General features: G+C 64.5%; 23 protein-coding genes and 2 tRNA genes. 6 read left to right on the forward strand and 19 right to left on the reverse strand.

The window, feature by feature from the left end:
- Positions 1 to 8: 8 nt before the first annotated feature.
- The 14 genes from JOD47_RS03025 to JOD47_RS03090 all read right to left on the reverse strand — a co-directional run bounded on the left by JOD47_RS03025 (position 9) and on the right by JOD47_RS03090 (position 14,448).
- Positions 9 to 1,082: a UDP-N-acetylmuramate dehydrogenase gene (locus JOD47_RS03025; RefSeq protein WP_204531821.1), complete on the reverse strand. Its 1,074-nt coding sequence runs from the start codon at positions 1,080 to 1,082 to the stop codon at positions 9 to 11.
- Positions 1,079 to 1,519, reverse strand: coding sequence for a MaoC family dehydratase (locus tag JOD47_RS03030; protein ID WP_204531823.1), 441 nt, complete (start codon positions 1,517 to 1,519; stop codon positions 1,079 to 1,081). The genes JOD47_RS03025 and JOD47_RS03030 overlap by 4 nt, the downstream gene beginning before the upstream one ends.
- Before the next feature lie 2 nt (positions 1,520 to 1,521).
- The gene (locus tag JOD47_RS03035) at positions 1,522 to 1,971 is read right to left on the reverse strand and encodes a MaoC family dehydratase N-terminal domain-containing protein (protein WP_204531825.1); all 450 of its coding nucleotides are present in this window, start codon (positions 1,969 to 1,971) and stop codon (positions 1,522 to 1,524) included.
- Between the two features lie 65 nt (positions 1,972 to 2,036).
- Positions 2,037 to 2,288: a hypothetical protein gene (locus tag JOD47_RS03040; protein WP_204531827.1), complete on the reverse strand. Its 252-nt coding sequence runs from the start codon at positions 2,286 to 2,288 to the stop codon at positions 2,037 to 2,039.
- Between the two features lie 9 nt (positions 2,289 to 2,297).
- On the reverse strand, positions 2,298 to 4,874 hold the full coding sequence (locus JOD47_RS03045) for an AMP-binding protein (protein ID WP_307836188.1): 2,577 nt from the start codon (positions 4,872 to 4,874) through the stop codon (positions 2,298 to 2,300).
- Positions 4,875 to 4,878: 4 nt separating this feature from the next.
- The gene (locus tag JOD47_RS03050; RefSeq protein WP_204531831.1) at positions 4,879 to 6,024 is read right to left on the reverse strand and encodes an ABC transporter ATP-binding protein; all 1,146 of its coding nucleotides are present in this window, start codon (positions 6,022 to 6,024) and stop codon (positions 4,879 to 4,881) included.
- A complete protein-coding gene (locus JOD47_RS03055; RefSeq protein ID WP_204531833.1) occupies positions 6,014 to 7,708 on the reverse strand; it encodes an ABC transporter permease in 1,695 nt (564 codons plus the stop codon). Before JOD47_RS03055 ends, JOD47_RS03050 begins: the two co-directional genes overlap by 11 nt.
- Positions 7,705 to 8,733 carry an extracellular solute-binding protein gene (locus JOD47_RS03060; protein WP_204531835.1) on the reverse strand — a complete coding sequence of 343 codons (1,029 nt, stop codon included), beginning with the start codon at positions 8,731 to 8,733 and terminating at the stop codon, positions 7,705 to 7,707. Before JOD47_RS03060 ends, JOD47_RS03055 begins: the two co-directional genes overlap by 4 nt.
- 136 nt (positions 8,734 to 8,869) lie before the next feature.
- Positions 8,870 to 9,784: a DUF2797 domain-containing protein gene (locus JOD47_RS03065; protein WP_204531836.1), complete on the reverse strand. Its 915-nt coding sequence runs from the start codon at positions 9,782 to 9,784 to the stop codon at positions 8,870 to 8,872.
- 47 nt (positions 9,785 to 9,831) lie between these two features.
- Positions 9,832 to 10,398, reverse strand: a complete 567-nt coding sequence (locus tag JOD47_RS03070; protein ID WP_204531837.1) for a type 1 glutamine amidotransferase domain-containing protein — start codon at positions 10,396 to 10,398, stop codon at positions 9,832 to 9,834.
- Between the two features lie 68 nt (positions 10,399 to 10,466).
- Positions 10,467 to 11,960: a MinD/ParA family ATP-binding protein gene (locus JOD47_RS03075; protein WP_204531839.1), complete on the reverse strand. Its 1,494-nt coding sequence runs from the start codon at positions 11,958 to 11,960 to the stop codon at positions 10,467 to 10,469.
- Between the two features lie 127 nt (positions 11,961 to 12,087).
- Positions 12,088 to 12,161, reverse strand: a tRNA-Met gene (locus tag JOD47_RS03080).
- 55 nt (positions 12,162 to 12,216) lie between these two features.
- A tRNA-Thr gene (locus tag JOD47_RS03085) sits at positions 12,217 to 12,288 on the reverse strand.
- A gap of 186 nt (positions 12,289 to 12,474) precedes the next feature.
- Positions 12,475 to 14,448 (reverse strand): DEAD/DEAH box helicase, encoded by a 1,974-nt coding sequence (locus JOD47_RS03090; RefSeq protein ID WP_204531841.1) that lies wholly within the window; start codon positions 14,446 to 14,448, stop codon positions 12,475 to 12,477.
- 374 nt (positions 14,449 to 14,822) lie between these two features.
- Here JOD47_RS03090 and JOD47_RS03095 point away from each other — a divergent pair, with 374 nt between their 5' ends.
- The gene (locus JOD47_RS03095; protein WP_204531843.1) at positions 14,823 to 16,598 is read left to right on the forward strand and encodes a BCCT family transporter; all 1,776 of its coding nucleotides are present in this window, start codon (positions 14,823 to 14,825) and stop codon (positions 16,596 to 16,598) included.
- A gap of 20 nt (positions 16,599 to 16,618) precedes the next feature.
- Here JOD47_RS03095 and JOD47_RS03100 read toward each other — a convergent pair whose 3' ends face one another.
- Together JOD47_RS03100 and JOD47_RS03105 are read right to left on the reverse strand one after the other, a co-directional pair.
- Entirely contained in the window at positions 16,619 to 17,281 is a 663-nt protein-coding gene (locus JOD47_RS03100) for an MOSC domain-containing protein (protein WP_204531844.1), read from the reverse strand.
- 44 nt (positions 17,282 to 17,325) lie between these two features.
- Positions 17,326 to 18,078: an SDR family NAD(P)-dependent oxidoreductase gene (locus tag JOD47_RS03105; RefSeq protein ID WP_204531846.1), complete on the reverse strand. Its 753-nt coding sequence runs from the start codon at positions 18,076 to 18,078 to the stop codon at positions 17,326 to 17,328.
- A gap of 65 nt (positions 18,079 to 18,143) precedes the next feature.
- On the opposite strand from JOD47_RS03105, the gene JOD47_RS03110 reads away from it, so the two are divergent.
- Both JOD47_RS03110 and JOD47_RS03115 read left to right on the forward strand, forming a co-directional pair.
- Entirely contained in the window at positions 18,144 to 19,319 is a 1,176-nt protein-coding gene (locus tag JOD47_RS03110) for an amidohydrolase (RefSeq protein ID WP_204531847.1), read from the forward strand.
- A 1-nt stretch (position 19,320) separates the two neighbouring features.
- On the forward strand, positions 19,321 to 19,773 hold the full coding sequence (locus tag JOD47_RS03115) for a hypothetical protein (protein ID WP_204531849.1): 453 nt from the start codon (positions 19,321 to 19,323) through the stop codon (positions 19,771 to 19,773).
- A 4-nt stretch (positions 19,774 to 19,777) separates the two neighbouring features.
- On the opposite strand, the gene JOD47_RS03120 is transcribed toward JOD47_RS03115, so the two are convergent.
- Together JOD47_RS03120 and JOD47_RS03125 are read right to left on the reverse strand one after the other, a co-directional pair.
- Positions 19,778 to 20,932 (reverse strand): cystathionine gamma-synthase, encoded by a 1,155-nt coding sequence (locus JOD47_RS03120; RefSeq protein WP_204531856.1) that lies wholly within the window; start codon positions 20,930 to 20,932, stop codon positions 19,778 to 19,780.
- A 28-nt stretch (positions 20,933 to 20,960) separates the two neighbouring features.
- Positions 20,961 to 22,337, reverse strand: coding sequence for a cystathionine beta-synthase (locus JOD47_RS03125; RefSeq protein WP_204531858.1), 1,377 nt, complete (start codon positions 22,335 to 22,337; stop codon positions 20,961 to 20,963).
- 75 nt (positions 22,338 to 22,412) lie between these two features.
- Between JOD47_RS03125 and JOD47_RS03130 the strand changes: the two genes are divergently transcribed.
- Positions 22,413 to 23,375 carry a DNA-3-methyladenine glycosylase family protein gene (locus JOD47_RS03130; RefSeq protein ID WP_204531859.1) on the forward strand — a complete coding sequence of 321 codons (963 nt, stop codon included), beginning with the start codon at positions 22,413 to 22,415 and terminating at the stop codon, positions 23,373 to 23,375.
- Positions 23,376 to 23,573: 198 nt separating this feature from the next.
- Here the strand turns inward: JOD47_RS03130 and trxA are convergent, their stop codons facing one another.
- A complete protein-coding gene (gene trxA / locus JOD47_RS03135) occupies positions 23,574 to 23,999 on the reverse strand; it encodes a thioredoxin (RefSeq protein WP_204531866.1) in 426 nt (141 codons plus the stop codon).
- Between the two features lie 179 nt (positions 24,000 to 24,178).
- Here trxA and JOD47_RS03140 point away from each other — a divergent pair, with 179 nt between their 5' ends.
- Both JOD47_RS03140 and JOD47_RS03145 read left to right on the forward strand, forming a co-directional pair.
- Positions 24,179 to 24,586, forward strand: a complete 408-nt coding sequence (locus tag JOD47_RS03140) for a hypothetical protein (RefSeq protein ID WP_204531867.1) — start codon at positions 24,179 to 24,181, stop codon at positions 24,584 to 24,586.
- A gap of 398 nt (positions 24,587 to 24,984) precedes the next feature.
- The gene (locus JOD47_RS03145; protein WP_204531869.1) at positions 24,985 to 26,436 is read left to right on the forward strand and encodes a hypothetical protein; all 1,452 of its coding nucleotides are present in this window, start codon (positions 24,985 to 24,987) and stop codon (positions 26,434 to 26,436) included.
- Positions 26,437 to 26,518: the final 82 nt, after the last annotated feature.

Consider the following 26,518-nt stretch of genomic DNA (forward strand, 5'->3'; position numbering starts at 1 on the left):
GGCGCTCTCTAGTTCAGAGAACAGCCGATCAGCAGGGGTTCTGGGTGCAGGCGGATGCCGAAGCGATCCTCCACACCGTCGGCAACCAGCCGGGCGATACTCAGCAGGTCCTCCGCTGATGCCTCGCCGCGGTTGGTGACGGCGAGGGTGTGCTTGGTCGACAGCGAGGCCCTGCCGCCTGCCGCACGATGGCCGGCATCCCCCGCGAGGCCGAAGCCCTTGCCGAAGCCCGCCTGCTCGATGAGCCAGGCCGCACTGAGCTTCACGGCGCCGCCGGGCATCGGGTACCGGGGCGCATTTGCCGGTAGGGTCTCCGCCGCGGCCTCGTCCACCACGGGGTTCGTGAAGAAGGATCCGGTGCTGTAGGTATCGCGGTCAGCCGGGTCCAGGACCATGCCCTTGGCTGCGCGCAGTTTGAGCACGGCGCCTCGCACATCGTTGGCGTAGGTTCGTCCGCCGGTGTCAATGCCGAGTTCCCGGGCCAGCTCGGCGTACCGCACCGGTGCGCTCATGCGGCCGAGTCCCAGCTGGAACTGGACCGTGAGCACCACATAGCGGGGAGAGCCGGCGTCGGTGGTGCGCTTGAGAAGGGAGTCCCGATACCCGAACTTGAGATCGAAGTTGGCGAGGGACTTGATGGACCGGGTTTCGCGGTCATACGTGCGAACCATGGCGATGGTGTGGGACACCTCTGCACCGTATGCGCCGACGTTCTGCACCGGTACCGCCCCGGTGGACCCCGGGATGCCGGAGAGCGCCTCCAGCCCGGAGTAGGCGTGGCTCACCGTGTACTCGACGAGCTCATCCCAGGGCTGCCCGGCCTGGGCGGTGACCATCACGCCTCCGCAGGTTGCGTCGTCGTCGTTCACGGTGAAGCCGGTCGAAGCGATTTTGACCACTGTGCCGGCGAAACCGGCATCCGCCACCAGCAGGTTCGAGCCGCCGCCAACGAGCAGGAGCGGCTCCCCCGCTTCATCGGCGGAGCGGACGGCATCGATGAGTTCCGCTTCGGTGCGTGCCACCACGAGTTTGCGGGCGGGGCCCCCGACGGCCGACGTGGTGAACCGGGCGAGGGATGTCACCAGATCCGCACCACTGCCTGTGCCTTGACGAGCACCTTCTGTCCCCCGGCGGAGACGGTCAGGTCGATGCGGGCAGTCGAATTGTCCGCATCCAGCGCCCCGACAACTCCGACAACCTCGATGACCGCTCCGGCGTTGCCCGGCTGCGCAGTGGTGTCGTCAACAACCACCGGACGGGTGAAGCGGGTCTGGTAGTCGATAACGGCGGCCGGGTCACCGATCCAGTCGGTCACGGCCTGAACCGCCGAACCCATGGTGAACATGCCATGGGCGATGACTCCGGGCAGGTCCACTCCGCGCGCAAAGGATTCGTTCCAGTGGATTGGGTTGAAGTCCCCGGATGCGCCTGCGTACTTCACCAGGTCCAGCCGGGTGACGTCGATCGAGGAGCGGCCGATTTCCTGGCCCACCTCGAGATCCGTCAGCGTGATTGCCATTCTTACTGCTCCTCCCCGCGCACCAGGATGGATGACGTGGTTGTTGCGGTTTTCTCGCCCTCGACGGTGGAAATTTCAGCGCGGGTGGTGATCATCGCTCCGCCGCCCATGGCCCGGACCTGATCGACGTGGAGTTCGGCAACGAGTTCGTCACCGGCGACGATTGGCCGGTGGTGGATGAACCGCTGGTCTGCGTGGACCACCCGGGTGAAATCAATGCCGGCCTCGGGGTCATTGATCAGCTGTGCGTCAGCCCGCTGGGCGATGATGATTGCGAACGTGGGCGGCGCCACGACGTCACGGTGCCCCAGCGCGCGTGCGGCTTCAGGGTCAAAATGCGACGGATGCGTCGCCTTTACTGCCTGGGCGAACTCGCGAATCTTCTCTCGCCCTACGGTGTAGACCTCACCAGCGGGGTAACTACGCCCCTGGAGGTCGGGATTGATCGTCATGAAACTCCTTATGATCCGGGCTTTCCCGTCGCGGGCACGCCTGTTCAGGGTAACTGTTCGTCAGGCTACCGGCTGGTTGGCCTGGTACCGCCGTCCGGACGGTGCCGGCGCCTGGCGTCGCGTCCGCGCACCACCAGGCCGGCCAGGTGTGCCGCCATTCCCGCAATGATGATCGGCAGGGCCGCGAAGACCAGCGGATCCGTCTCGAGCATGGCTCCGGCGATGGCCAGCAGGATTCCGACGCCGGTGAGGATCAGCGCAGCGATGACAAGCCGGCGGTACAGCGGCGATCCGGTATCCCAGGGCGTGTTCAGCATTCTTTAACCCTACCGAAGCAATCTCCGCCGGCTTCTGGTCAGCGCTGGAGTCTTTCGACGGAACAGCCCCGGCACCCGCATGACCAGCGCCCAGTAGAGTACTCCGGCAATCAGGGAGGCAGCTACGCCCACCGAGGGATGCAGGGTTTCAAGGTGCGGGAACACGAGCCAGTGGGTGAGGTAGATGTACAGCGAAGCACTCGCCAGCACCACTGTCAGCTGCTGGAGGACGGTGGGGACCGGGAGCCTGGGAACCCAGACGAGGAGCAGCATTCCTGTCAGGAGGGTCATTTCGCGGGGCAGGTCCCCGTAGAAGAAGCCGGGGATGCACAGCAGCGCAACCGCTGTAATCAGGAAGCGGTGCGCGGTACTCCGTGCCCGAGCCACGGCCCATCCGAGGGCGAACAGCCAGAGCGCCGGGGCAGTATTCGGCACTTCGAGGTCAACAACATTGAATCGCGTCAGCAGACCGACGGCGGCGAGTCCCAGCGGGAACCCGAAGGGAGAACGCCGTTCCAGCCGAGCAACGGGAGGAACAGCAAGCAGCGTAACAGCGCCGACGAGGAGGTAGGTCAGAACCTCGACGAACCAGAAGTGCCATTCGGGGGTTACCTCCTGGGGGCCGACCAGCGCGTTCAGCAGGAAGATGTTCGCAACACTGTAATGGTCGGTGATGAGATAACCCAGAAAAATCAACGCCACGCTCGGCACCACTATGCGGGCGATGCTGGTCAGCTGGCGCCGCAACCGGTGCCAGCGCTCGCCCTCGAGCTGGAAGCGCGCAAAGTTGAACCCGGCTGCGGCCAGCAGCACGTGGGCCGTACCTTCCCAACGGAACAATCCAATGTGCGTGCTGATGATGAGGATGATGGCGACGGCCCGCAGCACGATGCTGGTCTCGACGGGCGCGAAGAATCTCCGCCGCCGTATGGGTGAACCAAGCTTTTCAGGCTCTGCAACCTTTTCTAGCTCAGCGACGGACCGCACATGCCAGTCTGCGGGCAGGGTGCCGAGGGCCCGCTCCAGGCGTACCGACGTTGCTACATAGGACAGTGAATCGCCGCCCAGTGATACGAAGGTGCTGTGATCGTCGACTGTGGCTACCTCCAGCTGCTCGGCCAGAATTGCACGCACGTCACGTGGACCCTCCTTCCGGGTGACCGACGGTCCTCGAGGCTCCGGGGCGGGCTCGGCAAGCGCCAGGACCGACTGGTAGTCCGGCTTCCCGTTGCTGAGCCGTGGAAGCTGCTCCACGGCGTACATCGCCAGTGCCCCGCGCGGTATCCCGAGGTCCCGCGCCAGCACCTTCCGGAGCAGGCCGGGCTCGTGGTCGCCCTCCAGCGCGACGACCAGGCGATCATCTGTCCCGGCGCAGGCAGCGCGGACGCCGAGGCCGGCGAGGATCTGCTCCACGCACCCGAGGTCGATCCGCAATCCCGCGACCTTGATGAAGCGGCTGCGCCGTCCGACCACCTCGTACAGACCGTCAGGGTGCCGCCGGGCAAGATCCCCGGTGCGCAGCTCGTTTACGGTTCGGCCTGCAGCGAGGTCTTCGGGAGTCTCCGCGTACCCCAGCATGACGTTGGGGCCGGTGTACACGAGTTCGCCGTCGTCCAAACCGTCGACCGGATCGACCCGGAAATTGCCACCGGGTACGGGCACGCCGATTCGGGACGGGTTTTCCGCAGCAAGGGCGGGCGGGAGGTAGGCCATCCGTGCCGTTGCTTCCGTCTGGCCGTACATCACGAACAGTTCCCAGCCCCGGTCGTTCCCCAGGTCCGCGTACCGCCGCACCAGATCCGGGGCCAGTCGACCGCCCGCTTGAGTCAGGTAACGCAGCTTCGGCAGGTCCATGTCGGGAAAACCGACGCGCTCCAGCAGCTCGAACGTGTAGGGAACGGCCGCGAAGGCGCTTGCGTCCGTTCGGCGGAACAACTCCCAGAAGCAGGGGTCCACGACTGAAAGGTCGGTGAGTACCAGTGACGCTCCCGTCAGCAGGTGGCTGTTGAGAACCGATAATCCGTAGCAGTAGGACATCGGGAGCGTGGTGACCGCACGGTCCGCCGGGCCTATCCGCAGATACTCTGCGATAGCCGCCGCGTTCGACTCCAGGTTCTGGTGGGAGAGCCTGACCAGCTTCGGTGAACCCGTTGATCCCGAGGTGCTCAGCAGGAGGGCGAGGTCGGGATGCAGTTCGTGGCTGGTCAGGGCCCGGATCTCCTGGATGCGCGGCGTGCCGTTCCCGTCGCCCGCCGCGACGATGACGTCCGGGTCGAACGCGCTTTGAATCGAGTCCACGGCGGCGGGCTTGTCTCCCGGCACGAGGACCACCGGATGCCCGGCGGAAAGTGCCGCCAAATACGCGACGAGGGAGTCGACGTCGTTGGTTGCTGCCAGCAACACCAGCCGCCGGTCCGGACCGAGACGGTCCACCACGGCTTCCACCCGGTCCGCCAGCTGACTGTAGCTGAGGGTTCCGCCATCCGTGATGATCGCAGGACTGTCCGCGAAGCGGGCGAGCTCCGCTGCGAATCCTACGGACCGGGTAGCGGATTTCAGGGGCAGAATCGGCGTTGTCAGAGACACAGGTTCACCTCGAAGTGGGGATCGGGAACGGTTCCGGCGTCTGCGCTGCGCGGCCGGCGAGACCGATCGGCGGCTCGGTGACCGCCCGGTCATCCACCAGCAGTGTCGGCGAGGTCCCGGACGCGACAGTCACGGTGACCGCGGTACCCGGGGCGTACCGCACATGGTGCGGCTGCCAGGACCGCAGCGTGCGGCCCGATGCCAGACGGACAGAGTGCAAAACGAAGGCCCCCCGGTACTCCAGCGAAACAACGCGCGCGGATGCACCCGGATCGGGGGCGAGCGCCACTTCATGCGGGCGCAGAACGACGTCAACGTTCACGTCGCAGTTCGCCCACCCCGGTACGGTCGAGACAACACCGATCTCGCAGGTCAGCAGTGCATTGTGGACGTTCGCCGGAAGGAAGTCGGCATCGCCCATGAAGGAGGCCACAAAGCGTGTGGCGGGCTGCTCGAACACCTTCTCCGGTGTGTCAGCCTGTTCAATCACGCCGTCGCGCATGACAACAACCCGGTCTCCCACGGACAGCGCTTCCGTCTGGTCATGCGTCACCAACAGGCTGGTGGTTCCCGTCTCCTGCAGCACCGCTACGATGTCCGCACGTACCCGCGCCCGGAGTGTCTCATCCAGACTGGAGAATGGTTCGTCCAGCAGCACGACGGCGGGGCGGGGCGCCAGGGCGCGCGCCACCGCCACCCGCTGCTGTTCCCCGCCTGACAACTCATGCGGATAGCGGGCGGAAAGATGATCGAGGCGGACCAGTTCCAACACCTCGGCTACGCGCTTGCGCCGTTCGGGGACGGACAGCCTGTTCAGCCCGAAGGCGACGTTCTTAGCGACCGTGAGGTTGGGAAACAGCGCGTGGTCCTGGAACACCAGACCCACGCGGCGGCGTTCAGGTTCCCGGAAGGTCCGCCGGTCCGCGACAACGTCGCCGGCGATCGTGATTGTTCCGGAGTCAGGCCGTTCCAGGCCGGCGATCATGCGCAGCATCGTTGATTTTCCGCAACCCGACGGCCCGATCACGGTGAGCATCTCACCGGGGGCTACTGTCAGGTCGAGGGAGGTAGCGGCCGGTACGGCACCGTAACGCCGGCTCACACCGTTGAGGGTCAGCGCGGTGCTGACGTTGAACATGTCACCGCCCATGGGTCACGCTCCCTACCTGTTGGCCCGCCGACCGCCGGAACAGGAAGAACACCGGGATGACGGCCACCGCGATGATGCCCAGTGCCGGCAACGCGGCCTTCTCCCAAAAATTCTCCCGGGCCAACTCGTAGACCCAGACAGAGACAGTGGTGAATCCGAAGGGTCGCAGCAGAAGCACGATCGGCAGCTCCTTCACGGCATCGATCGCCACCAGCGCCAGAGCGACAGCCACGCCGCGGCGGGCCAACGGCAGATGCACACGTGCCAGGAGCCGGCGTGGAGTCGCTCCGAGGCTGAGCGCGGAGGAGGTGAGTGCCGGCGATATCTTGGCGAAGCTCGCGTCGACCGCCTGATAGGCAGGGGCAAGAAAGCGCACCACGTAGGCAACGAGGATCCCGGCCACAGACCCGGTAACGAGCAGGTCGGTGCCGCCCGGAACGCCCGCGGACTCCAGCCATTCATCCGCGCGGGCGAAAGCGATGAGCACACCGATGCCGATCACCGCGCCCGGCACGGCATAGCCGAAGGTGGTGACCTGCGCGGCCGTCGCCACAACCGGACCTCCACCCAAACGCTGCGCGTGCCCTGTGATGAGCGCGAGTCCCGCGCACACCAGTGCAACCAGCAGCGCAACGGTCACACTGTTCACGAGATACTCGACGAAGCGCGGGTCCACCAGCGGTTCCGGCGAAGCAAGCGCCTCACCCGCAGCCCAGCCGATGAGCTGCACGACGGGGAGGATGAACCCCAGCCCGAGCACGCCGAGGCAGGCCAGGGCTGCAGCCCATCCGGTCCAGCCGGTGAGCTTCCGAGGCTGCAGGCCCTCGCCCCGCCCGGGCTTCTGGTGAAATCGCGACCGTCCGCGAAGGAGCCGCTCGCCGGCCAGCACGGCAACCGCAAACAAGAGCACCAGCACGGAAAGCTGCGTTGCCGCGTTGAAGTCGAAGGTGCCTTTCCAGACAAGGTAAACGCCCACGGAAACGGTCTGGACGTTGAAGTACTGGACCGTTGCAAAGTCCGTCAGGGTTTCCATCATGACCAGCGCCAATGCCGCCGCAAGCGAGGGCCTCGCCAGGGGGATCACCACCCGCCACAGCGTGCGGGCACGGCCGGCACCGAGGGTGCGCGCGGCGTCGTACGTTGTTGCGCTCTGCTCAACGAGCGCCGACCGCGCCAGAAGATAGACGTACGGGTAGAGCGTCAGGGACAGAACGACGACGGCGCCCGTCAGCGTGCGCACGTCAGGCAGCCAGGCGCCGGGACCGAGCACTGCCCGCAACGCGGCCTGCACCGGTCCGCCGACGTCGAAGGTGGAGAGGAACACGAAACCCAGGATGTAGGCGGGCATGGCCAGCGGAAGGACAAGCGCCCAGGAGAGCAGTTTCCGCAGGGGAAAATCATAGGCCGTCACCAGCCACGCGAGGCCGCCGCCGATCAGCAGCGTTCCCGCACCAACTCCCGCCAGCAGGAGCACCGTGACCAGGACCATCGAGCCGATGTCCTGCGGAATGCTGCCGGAGTTCAGGCTCCCCAGTCCGTCCACCATCACAGCGATGACCGGAGTCGCCACCAGTGCTGCAGCAAGCACCACAGCCGCGGACCACAGCGGACGGCCGTTCCCGGTCAGGCGGCGCCGGCGTTGACCGGCAACGGCTGCGTCAACCAGGACAGCCGATTCGCTCACTGGTAGCCGGCCTCGGCGAGGACGTCGATTGCCTCGGCGTTCAGGTCGCCGTAGGCTGCAGCGTTCAGCGGCATACGGCCGAACTCACCGAATTCCGCAATCACCGGCTCAGGCTCGGCGGCCGGGTTCACCGGGAACTCATGGTTGGCGTCCACGAACGCGTTCTGCCCCGTGGTGGCGAGCCACTCAATGAGCTGCTGGGCCTGGGCCGCGTTATCTGAGTTGGCCACAACCCCGGCACCGGAGATGTTGACATGGGTGCCGGCTCCCTCTTGGCTGGCCCAGTAGAGGTCCACTGCCAGATCCGGGTTCTCCTCGAGGGTGCGTGCCAGGTAGTAGTGGTTGTTGATTCCCACATCGCAGGCACCGGCGTCGATCGCTTCGAGCAGGAGGATGTCATTGCTGAGAATGTCCACGTCATTGGCCACCCAGCCCTTGACGATGTCCAGCGCCCTGTCCCGTCCGTGGAGATCGATCAGGCTCGCAACCAGCGACTGCGTGTAGGAGGACGTGGCATCACGCATGCACAACCGCCCCTTCCACTTCGGATCAGCCAGTCCCGCGTAGCTGTCCGTGGCGTCAAACTCGGCCGGATCGACATTCTCCGGGTTGTAGGTGAGGGTTCGTGCCCGGATGGCCAGCCCGAACCACTGCCCTTCCGGGTCACGCAGGTCCTCGGGAACGGCCTCGTCGAGGGCATCCGAGCTGGTCGGAGCCAGCACGTCCTGACGCGCGGCGTTCCAGAGATTCCCGGCGTCCACAGTCATGAAGACGTCTGCGGGGGTGTCGCTGCCCTCGGCCTTGAGGCGTTCAAGCAGCTCCGCATCATCACCGGTGATGAACTCCACGGAGATGCCGGTTTCGTCGGTGAACTCAGCGAAAGCACCCTCGAGGTCATAGTGGCGGGCCGAGTAGATCTGCAGGTCGGCGGGCGCCGCACCGATCCCGAGGACGCCGCATCCCGAGAGGGCCAGCACGGGTACCGCGAACGCGGTGCAGGCAGCAAGGAGCTTGGGTCGAGGCATAGGGATACTCCTGGAGGTAACGGCGAAAGCCGCAGCAGAATTTACAAAGGCTAGCCTAACCTATTCCAAGAGGTGCCTCGGGGTATGTTGCGAAGATCAACGCCCGCCTGGCAGAAGGGCCCTGAGGCGTCCGCCGCTAGAACAGCTCGTCCTGCACCGCGATAGGCGCGGATCGGAACTCCCCCAGCTCAACGCGCCGGCCCCGCAGCAGTGCAAGGTTCAGGAGGAACCCGCCTTCCGGCAGCCCCAGCAGCGCGGTCTGTCCGAGGAGCGCGAGGACAGTGCCGCCGTGATCCCCGGTTTCGAAACTGAGCGGGTAGACCGGTGCCCGCGCCGTCACTACCTGTTCCCAACTGCCCGGCGGCTGCCACTGTTCCTCCACCGTTTCGAACCCGTCAATGCCGACGCCGGCGGCCAGCAATTCCCGCAGCGCATCAGCCGCTGCACGATTAACGGCGTCCAGTTCCGCCGGCGCCAGCGGACGGACGAGGGCTGCGGTCTTCGCCGCCGACCGGACAGCCTGCGGCAGACCGGCATGACGGGTTGCAGCGTCCTCAAGGACGCGGACTATCCGGCCGTCGTCGGCGTGGGCGACGTAACGGGCAACGACCGCGCCCTGCTCGGTCAGTCGGCTCCATTTGCTGCGGTGCGACGCCGTTCCGACCTTGGTGGAACCGTCGGCGAAAGTCGCCACGTAGAGCCAGTGCTCCTGAGCGAGATAGGCGGCAAGCCCGGGAGGCGCCACACCGGAGCGGTGAACGTCGTGCATGAACCGGAAGTCGTCCCGCGCGAAACAGGGCCCGCACTGGTAGCCGCGTTCCGCCGTCGTCTGTTCCGGGCAGGGGAAAGCGCGGCGGTCAGTCGGTCCCAGCACCTTCGAATAGCCCAGACAGAAGCGTTCACCCCTGTCGCCGAGGAGGCGGAAACCGAGCAAAGCCGGGAGATCATCCAGCGGCAACGATGCCGGGACCCCGGGTGGCGTGGCGAGTGTGAGGGATGGGCCGGACCGGTTCCAGGACACGCCGTGGCACAGGAAAGGTCCGGTAAGCATGTCGCCACGCTACCGGACCCCTCTGCCTGAAGTACCCCTCTAGGGGTTTAGGCCGTTTGTCCCTCGTGCGGACCTTCGGCGATTTCTTCGAGCACCTTGTCGTTGAAGGCGGGCAGGTCATCAGGATTACGGCTGGTGACGAACCCCTTGTCCACCACGACCTCGTCGTCGGTCCATTCGGCACCGGCGTTACGGAGGTCCGTTTCGAGTGTGTGGTACGAGGTCATGGACCGGCCGCTGACCACGCCGGCTTCAATGAGCAGCCACGGAGCGTGGCAGATCGCCGCAACGGGCTTGTGCTGTTCAAAGAAGCTGCGGGTGAAGGCCTGCGCGTCCTTGTCCACCCGCAGATGGTCAGCATTGACGACGCCGCCGGGGAGCACCAGTGCGTCGAAGTCCTCGGCTTTTGCCTGACTGACCGTCAGGTCGACGGGAAATTCATCGCCCTTGTCCGTGCCGTTGAAGCCCTGCACCGAGCCCTCCGACGGGGCGACGAGCGATGGCACTCCACCGGCACCCTTCACGGCATCCCAGGGGCTGGTGAGCTCAACCTGTTCAACGCCGTCCGTGAGCAGGAAGGCCACTTTCTTTCCGGAAATATTGTGCATAGTCATGCTTCCTCCAATTCCGTTGGCTTACGTTCCCAGCCTAGGAACGATCGGAATGATAAGCAACCTGACTATTAGAGCCCGTCAGCCACTGCGGCGGCAGCAGCAAGCCACGCACCCTGCGTCGCTGGCTTAAGAGAACCCCAGCGGATCCGGCCTTTCAGCAGCGCCACGTCGTAGGGAATGGTGACGGCGCTTCGGGCAAGCTGCGCAAATCCGTCGGCGATGTGCTGCGCCTGCGCCGCTGTCCCGTTCTTGTCCGACTGACTGACGATGACGACGGCGTTCTGCGACAGCTCCGCATACTTCCCGCCCCGAGCACGAAGAGCCTCGAGCAGGAGGGCGCCGGCTTCCGCGTGCTCCTCGAGCGTGGTGGTGGCGATCACCAGCTGGTCAGTGTGGTGGATCATGCGCAGCCAGCGCTCGGCCGTCTCATCATTTCCGGAGTCGACGATGTTCAACCGGAAATACTTGGAGGCAACCTCGTGGAGTGCGTCGAAGTCGTCGGCTGTGACCTTCTGCTCGGAGGCGAGCACGTCCGGCTTGGACCGCAGGACGTCGTATTTGTCCTCCGTCTGGTGGTGGACGTAGCGGGCAAGCAGTGCTGACTGCGCGGAGGGAGCCAACAGCTGGCTCGTCTCAGGCAGCAGGTCCATCACCGAGGAATTGTGTGGACCCTGTTCGGTGCGCCAGCCCAGCGTCCCGCGGGTTTCATTGTTGTCCCAGGCGAGCACCGGTCCCCCGCCGTTCCGGGCGAAGACTGCAGCGAGCATGACCGTGGTGGGCGTCTTGTTCGCGCCGCCCTTGCCATTCACCACCGAGATGGTCCGCGGGCCGGGCCAGTGCTGGCTGACGGCACGCGTGTGCGCCCGGGAGATCAGTTCCCGCTTGGACGGAGCCACGCGGACTCCCATCCGGGACAGCAGGCCGCGGAACCCCGTCTCCGCAGGAACAGTGCCGTTATCCGGTGCCAGGAAGGAACGACGCCGGCCCTCGGCTGAGTCCTGCCTGCGCGACTGGCGTGGCGGTTCGGCAGGGGCGCTCGGCGCTGACGGAACGGGAGGCAGGGTGGTGACGGCCGTCGTCGTGCCTCCGGCTTCTGAGTGCATGCGGCCCTCCGGCGCGTTGCGCGGTGCCGGCGGCACCGGAGTGGACACGGTCGACTTCGGTGCCGGCGTCGGTGCCTGCGGCACCGGAGCGGACACGGTGGACTTCACGGCCGCGGATGCAGCGGGCGCCGCTGGGCCGGTGGAGGGCGCCGGCGGCTGCTGGGGAAGAACGACGGGGACGGACATGGTGCGGACGCCGTGTGCCGATTCGTCGAAGCGGATGTCGAGCACCGGACGCCGCACGGTGTCCTCGCTTTGCCTCTCCGGCTGCGCGCTCTGCTGTCCCTGCTGCGGCGCCGGCTGCGGCACCTGCGGGGCCGGCGACAAGCGGTCCGCAAATCGTGGGACCTCCGAGATAGGACCTGTTCCGGGGTCACGCCCGGTGCGGCGCCGGCTTGCACGGGTCGGAAAGTCTTCCGGGTTCTCGCCCGGCCCCCAGGCCGAATCGTTGTCAGTCATGGTTCCTGTCCTGTCGATGTGCCTCGCGCCCCATACTATAAGGAGGCTGACCATAGCCCGGTCCTGGTGCCAACACCGGAAAACACAACAGGCCGACAGCTCACGGGAGCCGCCGGCCTGACATTTGTAGCGGTGGCGGGACTCGATCCCGCGACCTCACGATTATGAGTCGTGCGCTCTAACCAGCTGAGCTACACCGCCATAAATGAGACTGCCCGCTCCAATCTTACGATCTTTGGCGGGCCTCCCATTTGAGAGCCCCCCACCGGAATCGATCCGGTGACCTCGTTCTTACCAAGAACGCGCTCTACCACTGAGCTAGGGGGGCAACAGCAGAAAACTTTACCAGCAAAATCTCGTGCTGAAAAATCGAACCGCGGGGTGATTTCCGCACCCTGCCAGACACAGCGAAAAGCGCCGCTGTTGCGCAGAAACGTGGGGAATTTCCCACGTTTCTGCACAACAACGGCGCTTCTACGAATGCTGCAGTCCGGGCTGAATCAGAGTGCTGGAACTACCACTTTTCGCGGCGCCCGTTACCGGCGCCGGCGCCCTTCTGGTGACGCGGCTTGCGCTCGCCGGAGGAGGCACCGCGGTCAGCCCGGAAGTCGCCGTCGTGCGAGCGTTCCTGGCGGAAGCCGCCGTCGTGGCCGCGGTCACCGCGGTAACCCTCACCTTTGCGGTGCGGCTTCTTGAAATCGCCGGAGGGGCGCTCGCTGCTGGGGCGCCGTCCCTTGTCCAGCTCGAGGTGGATCAGTTCGCCGCCGATGCGGGTCTTGGACAGTGCGCGCCACTGATCCTTGGAAAGCTCGGCAGGGAGCTCCACCAGGGTGTGGTCGGCGCGGATGTCAATTCCGCCGATCTGCGACGACGAGAGTCCACCCTCGTTGGCAATAGCTCCAACGATGGAGCCGGGCATGACGCGCTGGCGGCGGCCGACGGCGATGCGGTAGGTGGCGTTGCCCTCGGTGAGAGTGCGCGTGGGTCCGCGGGATCCGAAGGCGTCCTTGCGGCCGCCTGCCCGTTCCTTCTGGCCTGCCGGCGCCTGCGGGATGTCCTTGACCAGGATGGGGTTACCGCCCTGGGACATGACGGCAAGCGCAGCGGCGATCTCCGCGGCGGGCACATTGTGCTCGTCCTCGTAGTTGCTGATCAGGTCGCGGAAGATTGAGACGTCCTCGGTGGCGAGGGTCTCGGTGATGCGCTCCGCGAACTTGTTCAGGCGGAGCTCGTTGACAGCCTCCGTGGAGGGCAGGTGCATCTGCTCGACCGGCTGGCGCGTTGCCTTCTCAATGGAACGCAGCAGGTACTTCTCCCGCGGCGTGATGAACAGGATGGCGTCGCCTGCGCGGCCTGCGCGGCCGGTGCGTCCGATGCGGTGGACGTAGGACTCGGTGTCATGCGGGATGTCGTAGTTGACCACGAGGGAGATGCGCTCAACATCGAGGCCACGGGCTGCGACGTCCGTTGCCACGAGGATGTCGATCTTTCCATCACGCAGAGCCTCGATGGTGCGCTCACGCTGCTGCTGGGGAATGTCACCGTTGATGGCAGCGGCCTGGAAGCCCCGGGAACGCAACTTGTCCGCCAGGTCTTCAGTGGCCATTTTGGTGCGCACGAAGGCGATGATTCCGTCGAAGTCCTCGACCTCAAGGATGCGCGTCATGGCGTCGAGCTTGTGCGGGCCCATCACCTGCAGGAACCGCTGCCGGGTGTTGGCACCGGTGGTGGTCTTCGACTTGACCGTGATTTCCTGCGGGTTGTTCAGGTACTTCTGGGCGATACGGCGGATGGCGCTCGGCATGGTCGCGGAGAACAGCGCTACCTGCTTGTCCTCCGGGGTCCCTGCGAGGATCTGCTCCACGTCGTCGGCGAAGCCCATGCGCAGCATCTCGTCAGCTTCATCGAGCACGAGGTACTGCAGGTTGGACAGGTCCAGCGATCCCTTGGACAGGTGGTCGATGACACGGCCGGGGGTGCCGACCACTACCTGCGCGCCGCGGCGAAGGCCTGCCAGCTGCGGCCCATAGGGCGAACCGCCGTAGACGGGCAGCACCGTGAAGTTTTCGATGTGCTTGGCGTAGGAGGCAAACGCCTCTGCGACCTGGAGCGCGAGCTCGCGGGTCGGTGCAAGGACGAGGACCTGGGTGAACTTCGCCGGACCGTTGAGATCCGCAAGCTCAGCCATCCTGGACAGTGCAGGGACAGCGAACGCGGCGGTCTTGCCGGTGCCGGTCTGGGCGAGGCCGACGACGTCGCGCCCTTCCAGCAGTACCGGAATGGTGGCCGCCTGGATGGGCGAAGGCTTTTCATAGCCGACGTCGGACAGTGCGGCAAGCACGCGGCCGTCGAGGTTGAAGTCCGCGAACGTGACATCCGGGGTGCCGGTGGCTTCGGTTTCAGGTGTGGCGTTAACGTCAGGGGCAAGGTTTTCAGGCATGGGGAAGTTGACCTTCACTAGGAGCCGGGCGGCGTTGATGAGCCGCATGAACAGGAAATCCAGCGCTGTTTCAATCCCGCGGCAGGACCATACATTCCAACTTCGCACCGCTATCACAGCGGTGAAGTGCAATGTTTCTGACCGGCGCTCCCTGAATGAATCTGCCCGCTTCGCAATACGTAGCGGGCCCCAACACAACCAATCCATGCCGCTTGAGGGCAGGAATAAAGGGAAAACCGGTGTGGGGGATGTTTCAAGTGTACCCCACCGAGCTCCCGACTCTTCCGTTCAAGACGCAATCGGGACGTGAGGCTGCCCACAGGCAAGGCATTGCGCACCACACACGGTTCCTTGCATCTGAGGTTGAGCATTGAAACACTGGCATCCCGATACTTCTCCTACTTGCTGCCTCAAGGATTCTCATGAAATCGAAACGGGATACGGCCGCTCAGCAGAGCTACAACTCCGGCACGCAGCGAAGCAGAGGCAAAGCCGTCATCCTCGCTCCCCGAATATTCTGGCCCTCGCTGATCATCATCGTGGTTGCTGCTCTGCTTGCAATTCTGTTCCCGGAAGGTACGGGTACGGCGCTGGCGGCCGCACAGACCGGCGTCGTAGCGGTCTTCGGCCCTTACTACCTGCTGGTTGTTGCTGCGTTCGTGGTTTTTGCCTTCTGGATGGGGCTGAGCCGGTTCGGCGACATAAAGCTTGGCAAAGATGACGGTGAACCGGAATTCAAGCTGCTCTCCTGGTTCGCGATGCTCTTTGCGGCAGGAATGGGAATCGGACTCGTCTTCTGGGGCGCCGCCGAGCCATTGACGTTCTTCGTCAATCCGAAGCCGGGCGTTGAGGGCGACGCCCGGGAGCTCGCCAACGCAGCCATGACGCAGACTTACCTTCATTGGGGTTTCCACGCCTGGGGAATCTACGCCGTCGTCGGGCTCTCACTGGCCTACGCCATCCACCGCAAAGGCCGGCCCGTATCCATCCGCTGGGCGCTTGAACCGCTGCTGGGTAACCGTGTGCGCGGACGCGCAGGGGACATCATCGACATCATCGCTATCGTCGGCACTGTCTTTGGTGTTGCCACCTCCCTGGGACTCGGAGTGCAGCAAATCTCAGCGGGCCTGGTCCAGATCGGTGCCTTCGGCGAATCCACTGATGCGCTCCTCGTCGGCCTCATCGTCGTCATCACGTTCATTGCTGTCCTGTCTGTGGTGAGCGGTGTCGGCAAGGGCATCAAGTGGCTTTCGAACATCAACCTCGGCATGGCCGCAGTGTTCCTCATATCGATTCTCCTGCTCGGCCCCACACTGTTCCTGTTCCGCGAATTTGTGCAGTCCTTCGGCGGTTACCTTCAGTCAGTCGTAGGGCTGTCCTTCGATTCCAGCGCCTTCGCCGGAGAAGCCGGCCGCGACTGGCAGGGCGCCTGGACTATCTTCTACTGGGGATGGTGGATGTCCTGGGCGCCGTTCGTCGGCCTGTTCATTGCACGAATTTCCCGTGGCCGCACCATCCGCGAGTTTGTTCTGGGTGTGCTCCTGGTTCCGTCGATGGTCAGCTTCATCTGGTTTGCCGTGCTGGGCGGAACCGCTATCAACCGCGCGTTCGAAGATTCCAACGGAGGCCTATTCGACCCGGCCGAGGGCATCGTGTCCGAGGAAGTGCTCTTCAACCTCCTCGAGAGCCTGCCGCTGGGCGGGCTGCTCTCTGTTGTTGCGATCGCGCTGGTGGCGATCTTCTTCATCACGTCCTCCGACTCCGGTTCCCTGGTGGTAGACATGCTGGCCTCCGGCGGCGAGACAGATCCGCCCAAGTGGAGCCGCGTGTTGTGGGCATGCCTGGAAGGTGCGCTGGCAATCGCCCTGTTGCTTGCCGGTGGACTCGCGGCGCTGCAGACCGGAGCTATCCTTACCGCCCTGCCGATCAGCATCGTCATTATCGGGATGTGCATTTCGCTGTACAAGGCTCTCCATGCGGAGCATCAGTTGCTGGTGCGTGCCGAGCGCCGGCAGCGGCAGTCCGAGCTCCAACGCGAGATCGGCGAGAACGTCACGGTGAACCTGTCCGAGAACTTCGATGAACATTTCGGCGATCAGGTCGATGACCGCATTGAGACCGCGCTACCCAACGATCTGCATGATCGTCCGCGTCCCTGGCTCCCACGGCGCAAGACGAGGCCCGGACCGCGCACATAGTTCCGGGCGAGGGCACCAGGTCAGGCGGGGACCTGCTGCACCCGTATCTGTGCCAGTGCACGGGCGAGCACTTTGGCGACGTCCGGCGTGAGGATCGCGCCGCCGTCGTGCGCTGCCTGCAGCCTGGCCGCCTGGTCAGGTGAGAGGCCGGCGAAAAGCTGGCCGACGGTCACCCCATGCTCCGGCCGGTCTTCGACGACGACGGCGTCCCCCGCCTCGATGTGCCCGCCCTTGAGGACGCGGAGGTACGTGCCGATCCTGCCTTCAGCAGCGAAGCGCTTCACCCAGTTGGGTTCCCCCAGGTACCGGGCGAAGTTCATGCACGGGGTCCGCGGCTCAGTCACCTCGAGGAGCACGTCCCCGATCCGCCACCGTTCGCCGATCACCGCGTGGGTGGCTTCGATCCCGGAGACGCGGAGATTCTCACCGAACTTGCCGGGAAACATGTCGCGTCCCAGTTCGACTGACCAGAAGTCGGCGTCTTCCTGCGAGTAGGCGTACAGGGCCTTGGACGGGCCGCCGTGGTGCTTCCTGCTTGCCTGGATGTCGCCGGTCAGGCCGAGCGGATGCACTTTGACGGGCCCGGCGGCGGCCCGCTTGTCGATCGCCGTGACGCCGGTGGAATCCTTCGTGGGCAGCAGGGCGTGAACGCGGCATACGGCAAGAAGGAAACCTGTTGTCATGTAGCGATGGTATCCGGACGCGCGCACGTCACGCGGCGGCGCTTTCAGGAGGCCGAGAACCCGCCGTCGGCCTTGATGAGCTGCCCGTTGATCCACCGGCCCGCCGGGGACAGGAGGAAGGCGACGACGCCGGCCACATCGGCCGGTGTGCCGAGGCTCCCCGTTGGCTGCTGATGGATGAGCGCTTCGCGTACCTCGTCCGTCATCCAGCCGGTATCCACTGGACCCGGATTCAGCACGTTGGAGCTGATCTTCCGCTCTCCCAACTCACGCGCTGCGGCCATGACTATCCGGTCGAGTGCGCCTTTCGATGCTCCGTACGGAAGGTTGTGCACCGTATGGTCACTGGTCAGCGCGACAATTGCGCCGCCGTCGTCCGGGCACTGCAGCGCGAAGGCGCGGATGAGCTGCCAGGCGGCACGTACATTGACGGCGAAGTGACGGTCGAAGCTGTCCACCGTCGTATCGAGGATGGATGAGTCAACGCTTTCCGCGTGGGAAAGCACCAGCCCGGTCAATGGGCCAAGCTCCGCGGCGTCGTGGATGAGTGCATCCGGTGTGCCCGGTTGCTCCAGATCTGCGGGCAGCAGCGTGACGCGCGAGCCGATGGCCTCCAGCTCAGCGGCGAGGTCCCGCAACTCGGTGTAGGGATCCGTGGCCTGGTTGACCCGCTCGTCATAGGGGTGCCAGTAGGAGAGGACAAGATCCCATCCCTCGGCGGCAAGGGCGCGGGCGATTCCCGCCCCGATTCCCTCGGGACGGCCGGCGCCGGTGATCAGGGCTGATCGTTGCATCATCGGATCAGTGTAGGCAGACGGTAAGTTTGACTGTGACCCCCACCACCGGCGAAAGGTCTTCACCCATGACTGTCACAGCAATCGTCAATGCGCACGTCGTTCCCATTGAAGGCGAACCCTTCGACGGAACCGTGCTTATCGAGAACGGCAAGGTCTCCGCACTGGGAGCCGACGTTCAAGCACCGGAGGGTGCCGACGTCGTCGACGCCGCCGGCAAGTGGCTCCTTCCGGGCTTCGTCGATGCGCACGTGCACCTCGGCACGCACGAAGAGGGCGAAGGCTGGGCCGGCGATGACACCAACGAGATGACGGACCCGGTCACCGCCGGTGTCCGCGCGCTGGACGCCGTGAACCCCTACGACCCAGGGTTCGACGACGCCCTGGCCGGCGGGGTGACCTCGGTGAACGTGAATCCCGGATCCGGCAACCCGATCGGCGGCCTCGCCGTTGCGATCCACACGCACGGCCGGTACATCGAAGAGATGGTGCTGCGCTCCCCCAGCGGGCTGAAGTCGGCGCTCGGCGAGAATCCCAAGCGCGTGTACGGCGAGAAGAAGCAGACGCCCTCCACGCGGCTCGGCACAGCCATGATCATCCGCAAGGCGTTCATGGACGCGCAGAACTACATGGGCAAGGCGGACGAGAACGCCCGCGACCCGAAGCTCGAGGCCCTGGCCATGGTGCTGCGCCGCGAGATTCCCTGGCGGCAGCACGCCCACCGCGCCGACGACATCGCCACCGCGCTGCGCATCGCGGAGGAGTTCGGCTACGACCTGGTGCTTGACCACGGCACCGAAGCGCACCTGCTCGCCGATGTGCTGGCGGAGCGCGGAATCCCGGTGCTGATCGGCCCGCTGTTCACCACCAAGTCCAAGGTGGAACTGCGCGGCCGCTCCATCGCCAACCCGGGCAAGCTGGCGGCTGCCGGCGTCGAAATCTCCATCATCACGGATCACCCGGTCATCCCGATCAACTTCCTGGTTCACCAGGCGACCCTCTCCGTGAAGGAGGGGCTGGACCCGGTCACGGCGCTGCGCTCCATCACCATCAACCCCGCGAAGGTGCTGGGGCTGGCTGAGCGCATCGGTTCCCTGGAGCCGGGCAAGGACGCCGACGTCGTCCTCTGGAGCGGTGATCCGCTGGATGTCATGCAGCGTGCGCTCACCGTCTGGATCGGCGGCAAAGAGGTCTACCGTTACGACGACGTCGCACGCACCGGCGTCGTAGCTCCCCGGGGCTGACGTGGCACGACAGCCCCGCCCCGACCTTCCGCCACGGCCGCTGACCATTCGGGCAGCGATTGCCGTGGAGGTGCTGGTCAGCGTCCTGTTCCTGATCGCCGCCGCGAGCTTCCTGATCTCTGCGGCGGCCCAGGAAATAGACCGGGCGGGGCTGATCGGCCTCGGCGCGCTTCTGGGCGGACTCGCCGTCATTCAACTGGTGCTGGTTCTGGGCCTCCGGCGGGGCAAACGCGGCGCGCGCGAACTTCTGACCACGATCGGGCTCATTGTTGGAGTGCCGATCCTGGTCCGCCGCACGCCCGGGCTGTCCGTGGTGAGCGTGGTCATGCTGATCGGCGTGGTGCTGATGTGGCTTCCGACGTCCACGGCCTGGTTCCAGCGGATCAGCCCCAAGCCCCAGAACAAATGGGTGCGGCTGGCCAGCCGGACAGTGAGCCCGTTCCGGAAGCGCTGATCTCCTAGAGGCTCGCGAATGCCTTTTCGAGGTCCGCGATGAGGTCCTCGACATCCTCGATGCCGACGGACAGGCGCACCAGATTCTCAGGCACCGCCAGCTCCGTGCCCTTGACCGACGCATGCGTCATCTCGGACGGGTAGTTCATCAGCGACTCGATGCCGCCGAGGGATTCCGCCAGGGTGAAGAGCTCGGTGGATTCAGCGACGGTGCGCGCGGCCTGCTCGCCGCCCTTGAAGGACACCGAAATCATGCCGCCGAAGTCGCGCATCTGCCGCGCCGCCAGTTCATGGCCGGGGTGATCCGCCAAGCCCGGGTAGTACACGCGCTCCACTTCTTCACGGCCCTGAAGCCACTGCGCGATAGCCAACGCATTGGAGCTGTGCCGGTCCATCCGCACACCGAGAGTCTTCAGCCCGCGCGTGGTCAGCCACGCCTCCATGGGGGCAGACACAGCGCCCACCGCGAACTGGATGAAGCCCACCTTTTCGGCGAGGTCAGCATCATTGAGGACGACGGCGCCGCCGCTTGCGTCGGAATGGCCACCGATGTACTTCGTGGTCGAGTGCACAACAACGTCGGCACCGAACGCGAGCGGCTGCTGCAGGTACGGGGTGGCGAACGTGTTGTCGACCACCAGCAGCGCGCCGGCCTCCTTTGCTACGGCGGCGATGGCTGCGATGTCCGTAATTTTCATCATCGGGTTGGACGGCGTCTCAACCCAGACCATGCGGGTGTTCCCGGACTTCACCGCGTTTTCGACGGCGTCGAGATCCGACATGTCCACCGCTGAGTTGGTGATGCCCCAGTCTGCGAGTACGCGGTTGATGAGCCGGTAGGTTCCGCCGTAGGCGTCGTTGCCCAGGACAATGTGGTCGCCGGGCCTCAGTGCTGCCCGGATCAGGGCGTCCTCGGCCGCGAGGCCGGAGGAGAAGCTGAATGCGTGCTCCGCCCCCTCAAGAGCTGCGAGCTGGGACTGTAGGGAATCGCGGGTGGGGTTGGTGCCGCGGCCGTACTCATATCCGTTGCGCAGTTTGCCGATGCCGTCCTGCGCGAAAGTGGTTGTCTGGTACAGCGGCGGAATGACCGCTCCCGTGGTTGGGTCCGGGGTCTGCCCCGCGTGGACCGCGCGCGTGTTGAAGCCGTTCGATGAAGGCATTGCTCACCTTTCCAATCGTTAGGAAGCTTTAGCTGCTCAGATACGTCAGCAGGTCATGGCGCGTAAGTATTCCCACGGGCGCCCCGACAAAGGTGACCATCAGGGCGTCGCTGCCCTGGAGCCGCTCCCGCGCAGTGGTCACCGACTCGAGTGAGCCGATGATCGGCATCTTCTCCCCCATGTGCTCGGAGATCTTGTCGGTGAGCTTGGCAGTGCCGTGGAAAATCTTCTCCGTGAGGTGCCGCTCATCGACCGAGCCGAGGACTTCTCCCATGACCACCGGCGGTTCCTGCGAGAGGACCGGGATGTTGGACACGCCGAATTCATTCATGATCATGATGACGTCCCGAACGGTCTCGTTCGGATGCGTGTGCACGAGGTCCGGCAGCGCGCCGTTCTTCGAGCGGAGCACCTCGCCGACCGACGACTCATCGCCGCTGTCCATGAAACCGTAGGACTTCATCCAGTCGTCATTGAAAATCTTCCCCAGGTAGCCGCGGCCGCTGTCAGGCAGGAGAACGACGACGACGTCCTCCTTGGGAAGGTCCTTCGCCGCACGGAGCGCAGCCACTACCGCCATACCCGACGATCCACCCACCAGCAGGCCCTCCTCACGGGCGAGCCTGCGGGTCATGGCAAAACTCTCGGCGTCGTTCACGGGGATGATCTGGTCAGGAACCGCCGGGTCATAGGCGTCCGGCCACATGTCCTCGCCGACGCCCTCGACGAAGTACGGACGCCCGGTGCCGCCGGAGTAGACCGAACCCTCAGGGTCTGCGCCGATGACACGTACGGCGCCCGACCCGCGGTCCTTCGAGACGTCCTTGAGGTAGCGGCCGGTGCCGCTGATGGTGCCGCCCGTGCCCACACCTGTGACGAAGTGCGTGATCCGGCCCTCAGTGTCCCGCCAGATCTCTGGGCCGGTGCTCTCATAGTGGCTGAGCGGGCCGTTGGGATTGGAGAACTGATCGGGCTTGAACGCGCCCGGAATCTCGCGGGTGAGTCGGTCCGAGACGCCGTAGTACGACTGCGGGCTGTCCGGCGCAACGGCCGTCGGGGTGACAACCACCTCGGCGCCGTAGGCTGCGAGGACGTTGCGCTTGTCCACCCCCACCTTGTCCGGGACCACGAAGATGCACTTGTACCCGCGCTGCTGGGCAACAAGCGCAAGCCCGACGCCCGTATTACCCGACGTGGGCTCGATGATAGTGCCACCGGGCTTCAGCTTGCCCTCTTTCTCTGCCGCGTCGATGATCTTGACGGCGATGCGGTCCTTCACCGACCCGCCGGGATTCATGTACTCCACCTTCACCAGGACGGTGGCGGCGATGCCATCAGTCACGTTGTTGAGCTTGATGAGGGGGGTGTTACCGATGAGATCCAGGACGGAGTTGGCGAACTTCATGGTTAACAAGTTACCGCGAGGCTGTGACAGTCCTGAACGATGGAAGTGTCACGGCTACGTGCGAGCATTAACAGCATGACCATCACCGCTTCCGCCCCGGCCGCCCTGTCGGCGGAGTGGGAGCTCCATGAGCCGTACGCACTACTGCCTTCCGTGGGACCGCTGCAGTGCGGTCCTTCCGATCCCACTGTCGTGTTCCGTGAAGGCGCGGTGTGGATGGCTTTCCGGAACGACGACGGCGCGGCCACCCTTCGCTTGTCCCAGCGCGGTGGGCTGCGGTCATCTTCCGTGCACGCGACGGCGTGGGGACCGGGTGCTTCCCTTGCCCTTGCCTCAGTTCCGCGGCTGGCGGGTTTGGCCGATGACTGGAGCCGGTTCGACTCCCCCACATTTGCCGCTGAGCTGCCGGAGTTGGCCCGGAAGGGCCGCTATCTTCACCCTGGCCTTCGGCTACCTGCGACCGGAAGGATGCTTGACGCCGTCGTGCGCGTGATTCTGGAACAGAAGGTGACGGGGCTTGAGGCGAAGCGTGCATGGCGGTACCTGGTGACCCGCTTCGGCGATCCGGCGCCCGTTGCGCCCGGAGCTCCGCGGGAGCTTCGGTTGCCTCCTACTGCTGCGCAGTGGCGGCGGGTTCCGTCGTGGGAGTGGCACCGGGCAGGGGTTGATTCGAAGCGGTCGGCGGCAGCGCTGCGGGCTGCCGGGGTCGCGTCCGGCCTGGAGCGGCTGGCGGGACTTGATGCTGCGGGCGTGCACGCCGGACTGTGTTCCCTTCCGGGAATCGGCGTCTGGACTGCTGCCGAGGTGCTTCAGCGCACGCACGGGTGTCCCGATTCGATTTCGGTGGGCGACTTCCACCTCGCGGCGTTCGTTGGGGCGGCGCTGACTGGCGAGCGCACCGACGACGCCGGGATGCTCGAATTGCTCAGACCTTGGGCCGGCCAGCGTCAACGGGTGGTGCGGATGCTCTATGCCAGCGGATTCCGGAAGCAGGCGTACGGGCCGCGGCTCTCACCGGAGGACCACCGGCGGCGGTAGGTTCTGTGGTTAGGGGCAGAATCCTGCAGCTTCTCAACTGCTGTGCTCTTCCCAGCCGCTGGTTCTCGGCAGGTGGCGTTGCCGACGTGGTCGTTCTGGGTCAGAAGATGCAGGATCGTGTGCACGTGCTGGGTTAAACGCACGAAAGCTCCGGCTCCCGCTGTTGACGGGTGCCGAAGCCTTCGCGATGAAGTCTTGTTATGCCTGGCGCTGCGCGCTTTCAGGCTGAGCACCGTCAGCCTGCGCACCGTCAACCTGGGCCTTGGCCTGCTGCTCGGCGACCTGCGCGTGGACTTCATTCATGTCCAGTGCCTTGACTGCGTCGACCAACTCGGTGAACTGGTTGTTGTTCAGCGCACCCGGCTGCGAGAAGACCAGGACCTTCTCGCGGAACGCCATCAGCGTGGGGATGGAGGTGATGCCTGCTGCCGCGGCGAGCGACTGCTCGGCTTCAGTGTCCACCTTCGCGAAGGTGACGTCGCTGTGCTGCTGGGACACGGCGTCGTACACGGGAGCAAACTGCTTGCACGGGCCACACCATTCGGCCCAGAAATCGACGAAGACAATGTCGTTCGTTTCGATGGTCTCGGGGAAGGTTGCCTCGGTGATGTCAATAGTTGCCATATCTTCACGCTAACGAGAATCGGCGGAGATGTCTCGTCCTGTTCGCTCTGCGCGAGGCCGCTTGGTACAACGTGGCTTGGATCGAAGGCGGTTATCCACAATCTGTCGTAGGAGCCCCATTCGAAATGGAGCTTCCAATAGCGTCAGTTTCGCCGACGAAACGCTACGGAAGGACGAAGATGGCCCGCCATACGGCATTGATCCTCACCCACCAACTGGATGCTGAAGATTCACTCGAACGCAGCATCGCTCTGCTCGACGAACTGTTCTCGCAACTCCCTTTCATTCCTGATCCAGGACGCACGGAACTATATGCAATTGCGCCTGCAACCACGTTGAAAGAAAAGCTCGTCCTGCCTCGGGGGCCGCACGGCGCGGAGCCACCGGCAACCCCGAGCGGCAATGTTCACCACCTTTTCGACGGTGAACGCTGGCATACGCCTGATCAGTGCCCTCCTGCACCGGCGGACAACAACGACGCTACAGGCTGGCAGTGGCTCTACTTCAACACTCTGCACAACACAGACGCGAGCACAATCTGCTATCTCTGGGACATTCACCCGCTTGGCGCTGAAAGCGCTCCTTGATCAAGTGCGGCCAAAGCGAAAGGCCCGCACTCCCCTGGATTTCCGGGTAGTACGGGCCTTTCGTGGCGAGTGGCAGATGAGGGATTCGAACCCCCGTAGGCTGTGCCAGCTGATTTACAGTTGCCGCTTCCGAGTTATCAGCTGTAGCCGGGAATAGCCTGGAGCGCTGAGTTTCTGCGGATTTTCCGTAAGGGCTCAGCGCTCCTGTTATCCCCTGTAGTCCCGTTTGAGCACCTTTTCCCCCACAAATCCCCCACAAAATCCTGCACGTCCTGATAGCCCTTTGGCGGTGCGTACAAGCCCTCTCGCAGGCGGGTCACGTCTTCGCTGCGCCGAGCGGGCCAGCCACAAAACGGGAACGGGCTTTCACTGTCGCGCGGGTAGGAAATACTGTCCCAATGGGGAAAGCCGAAGAGCGAGTGATTCGCTCCTATCTACGCCGTATCGAAACTCTTGCCAAGGGAAGCTCCAAGCGCGGTTTCTTAGCCGAGGGGCTGCAGTCCTTCATTGATCATCAATCGCAAGTCGCCGAGCTACAGCGGGACATCCAGCGAGAAATAGCTGCAGTGAAACCCAAAGCAAGGCGGGACAGAGCGCTAATTGCTCACTTGCGGGAGCTGCGAGTCGTGCGCTGGCACTCCCGGAGAGTCGGAGACGGTCTGGCTTGGCGGGTGTTACTTCACGACAAGCAAGCCATCTATGCACTGGGCAAAAACGCGCGCGTCCCTTTGGCCCCAAAAGAGGACGATGGAAGCCGTGGGGTAGGAATCTCAGCCGCGAATTTCTTGAATGAGGGCTGGGGACTGCCCATCATCCATGACATAACGGACTGTCTCCGCATAGGAGATCTGACCCTACTCTCGTTTGGCGACGACTCCAGTGAACGGTTCTTTCGCACGTTGGAAATAAAAACGACGCGCATCTCGCAAACCGAAGGGGACGACGGTTCAGTGTCTCTTGACCTGCGAGTTTCCGCGATTGGAACGGAGTCCTTTCCGGAGGTCTCGGCCCGCCCTATTCCCGAGTTGAAAGCGTCTCCTATCCCCCAGGACACTAACGCTTCTACCCAGAAACGCAGGGAAGACCGCCGTATCCCCAAGCAGTTCGAGCGAATGGTCGAAGCAGTCGCCTACCGCACTGCGGAAGCCGACAAAGTGAATAAGATCGGCGACACTTTGCACTTGGCTCTTGAGGCCGATTACGAGGAAAAACCACACTGGGCCGAGCTGAGACGAACCATTCGCGAAGCACGGCGAGAGGGCTTCTCGTACTTCTCGATCGATGAGTTCGTCGGGTACGGCATCTGGTATAACGCTCAAGGATTGGAGCCGGGGGACGTCAAGAAGTACGACCTCAACACGCGTATCCAACAGAGCATCGTCAAGGAGGCGCTAGGAGAACGTAACCGCCTCACAATCCAGCAGATCCCTATAGCCGAGGACAATGAGTTCGCCCGATTCGTGCTTCCGTTCACTGCATACGACATCCCTCATAGAGCTATCTCCGACATGCTGCACGGCCGATTGTTGATCGCGGCTTTCGTGAATACGGGAGTGATCGAGCAGGCGCTTGAGGGAGCGGGGTTCACCGTCTTGAGACGCCCGGGGAAGGACGACCCGCGATCATTCACACTACGCGGTGAGCTTCACTGGCCAACGGGCGAAGCAATCTGGACGGAGATCCCCGCACCTTGGGTAGAGATCTGGTCGGCCGTTCATGAGTTCCTGGCGCTGGAAAGCATCATCTCGAAGTCTTCTACCATCCTTGCCCTGCCGACCAAGATCCCCTTCGAAGATTTCTCACCTGAGAAGCTCGAAGCTTCCATGGCAGGCGAAGAGGTCAGTTCCTAGAACTGACCTCTTCGAGTCATCGCTTTCCTTCCGGCCATCGTCCGCAGGCTGCCTTACGCGTTCCTCACAGACGTACCGGCTC

Source organism: Arthrobacter tumbae, from assembly GCF_016907495.1.
Taxonomy (GTDB): domain Bacteria; phylum Actinomycetota; class Actinomycetes; order Actinomycetales; family Micrococcaceae; genus Arthrobacter_D; species Arthrobacter_D tumbae.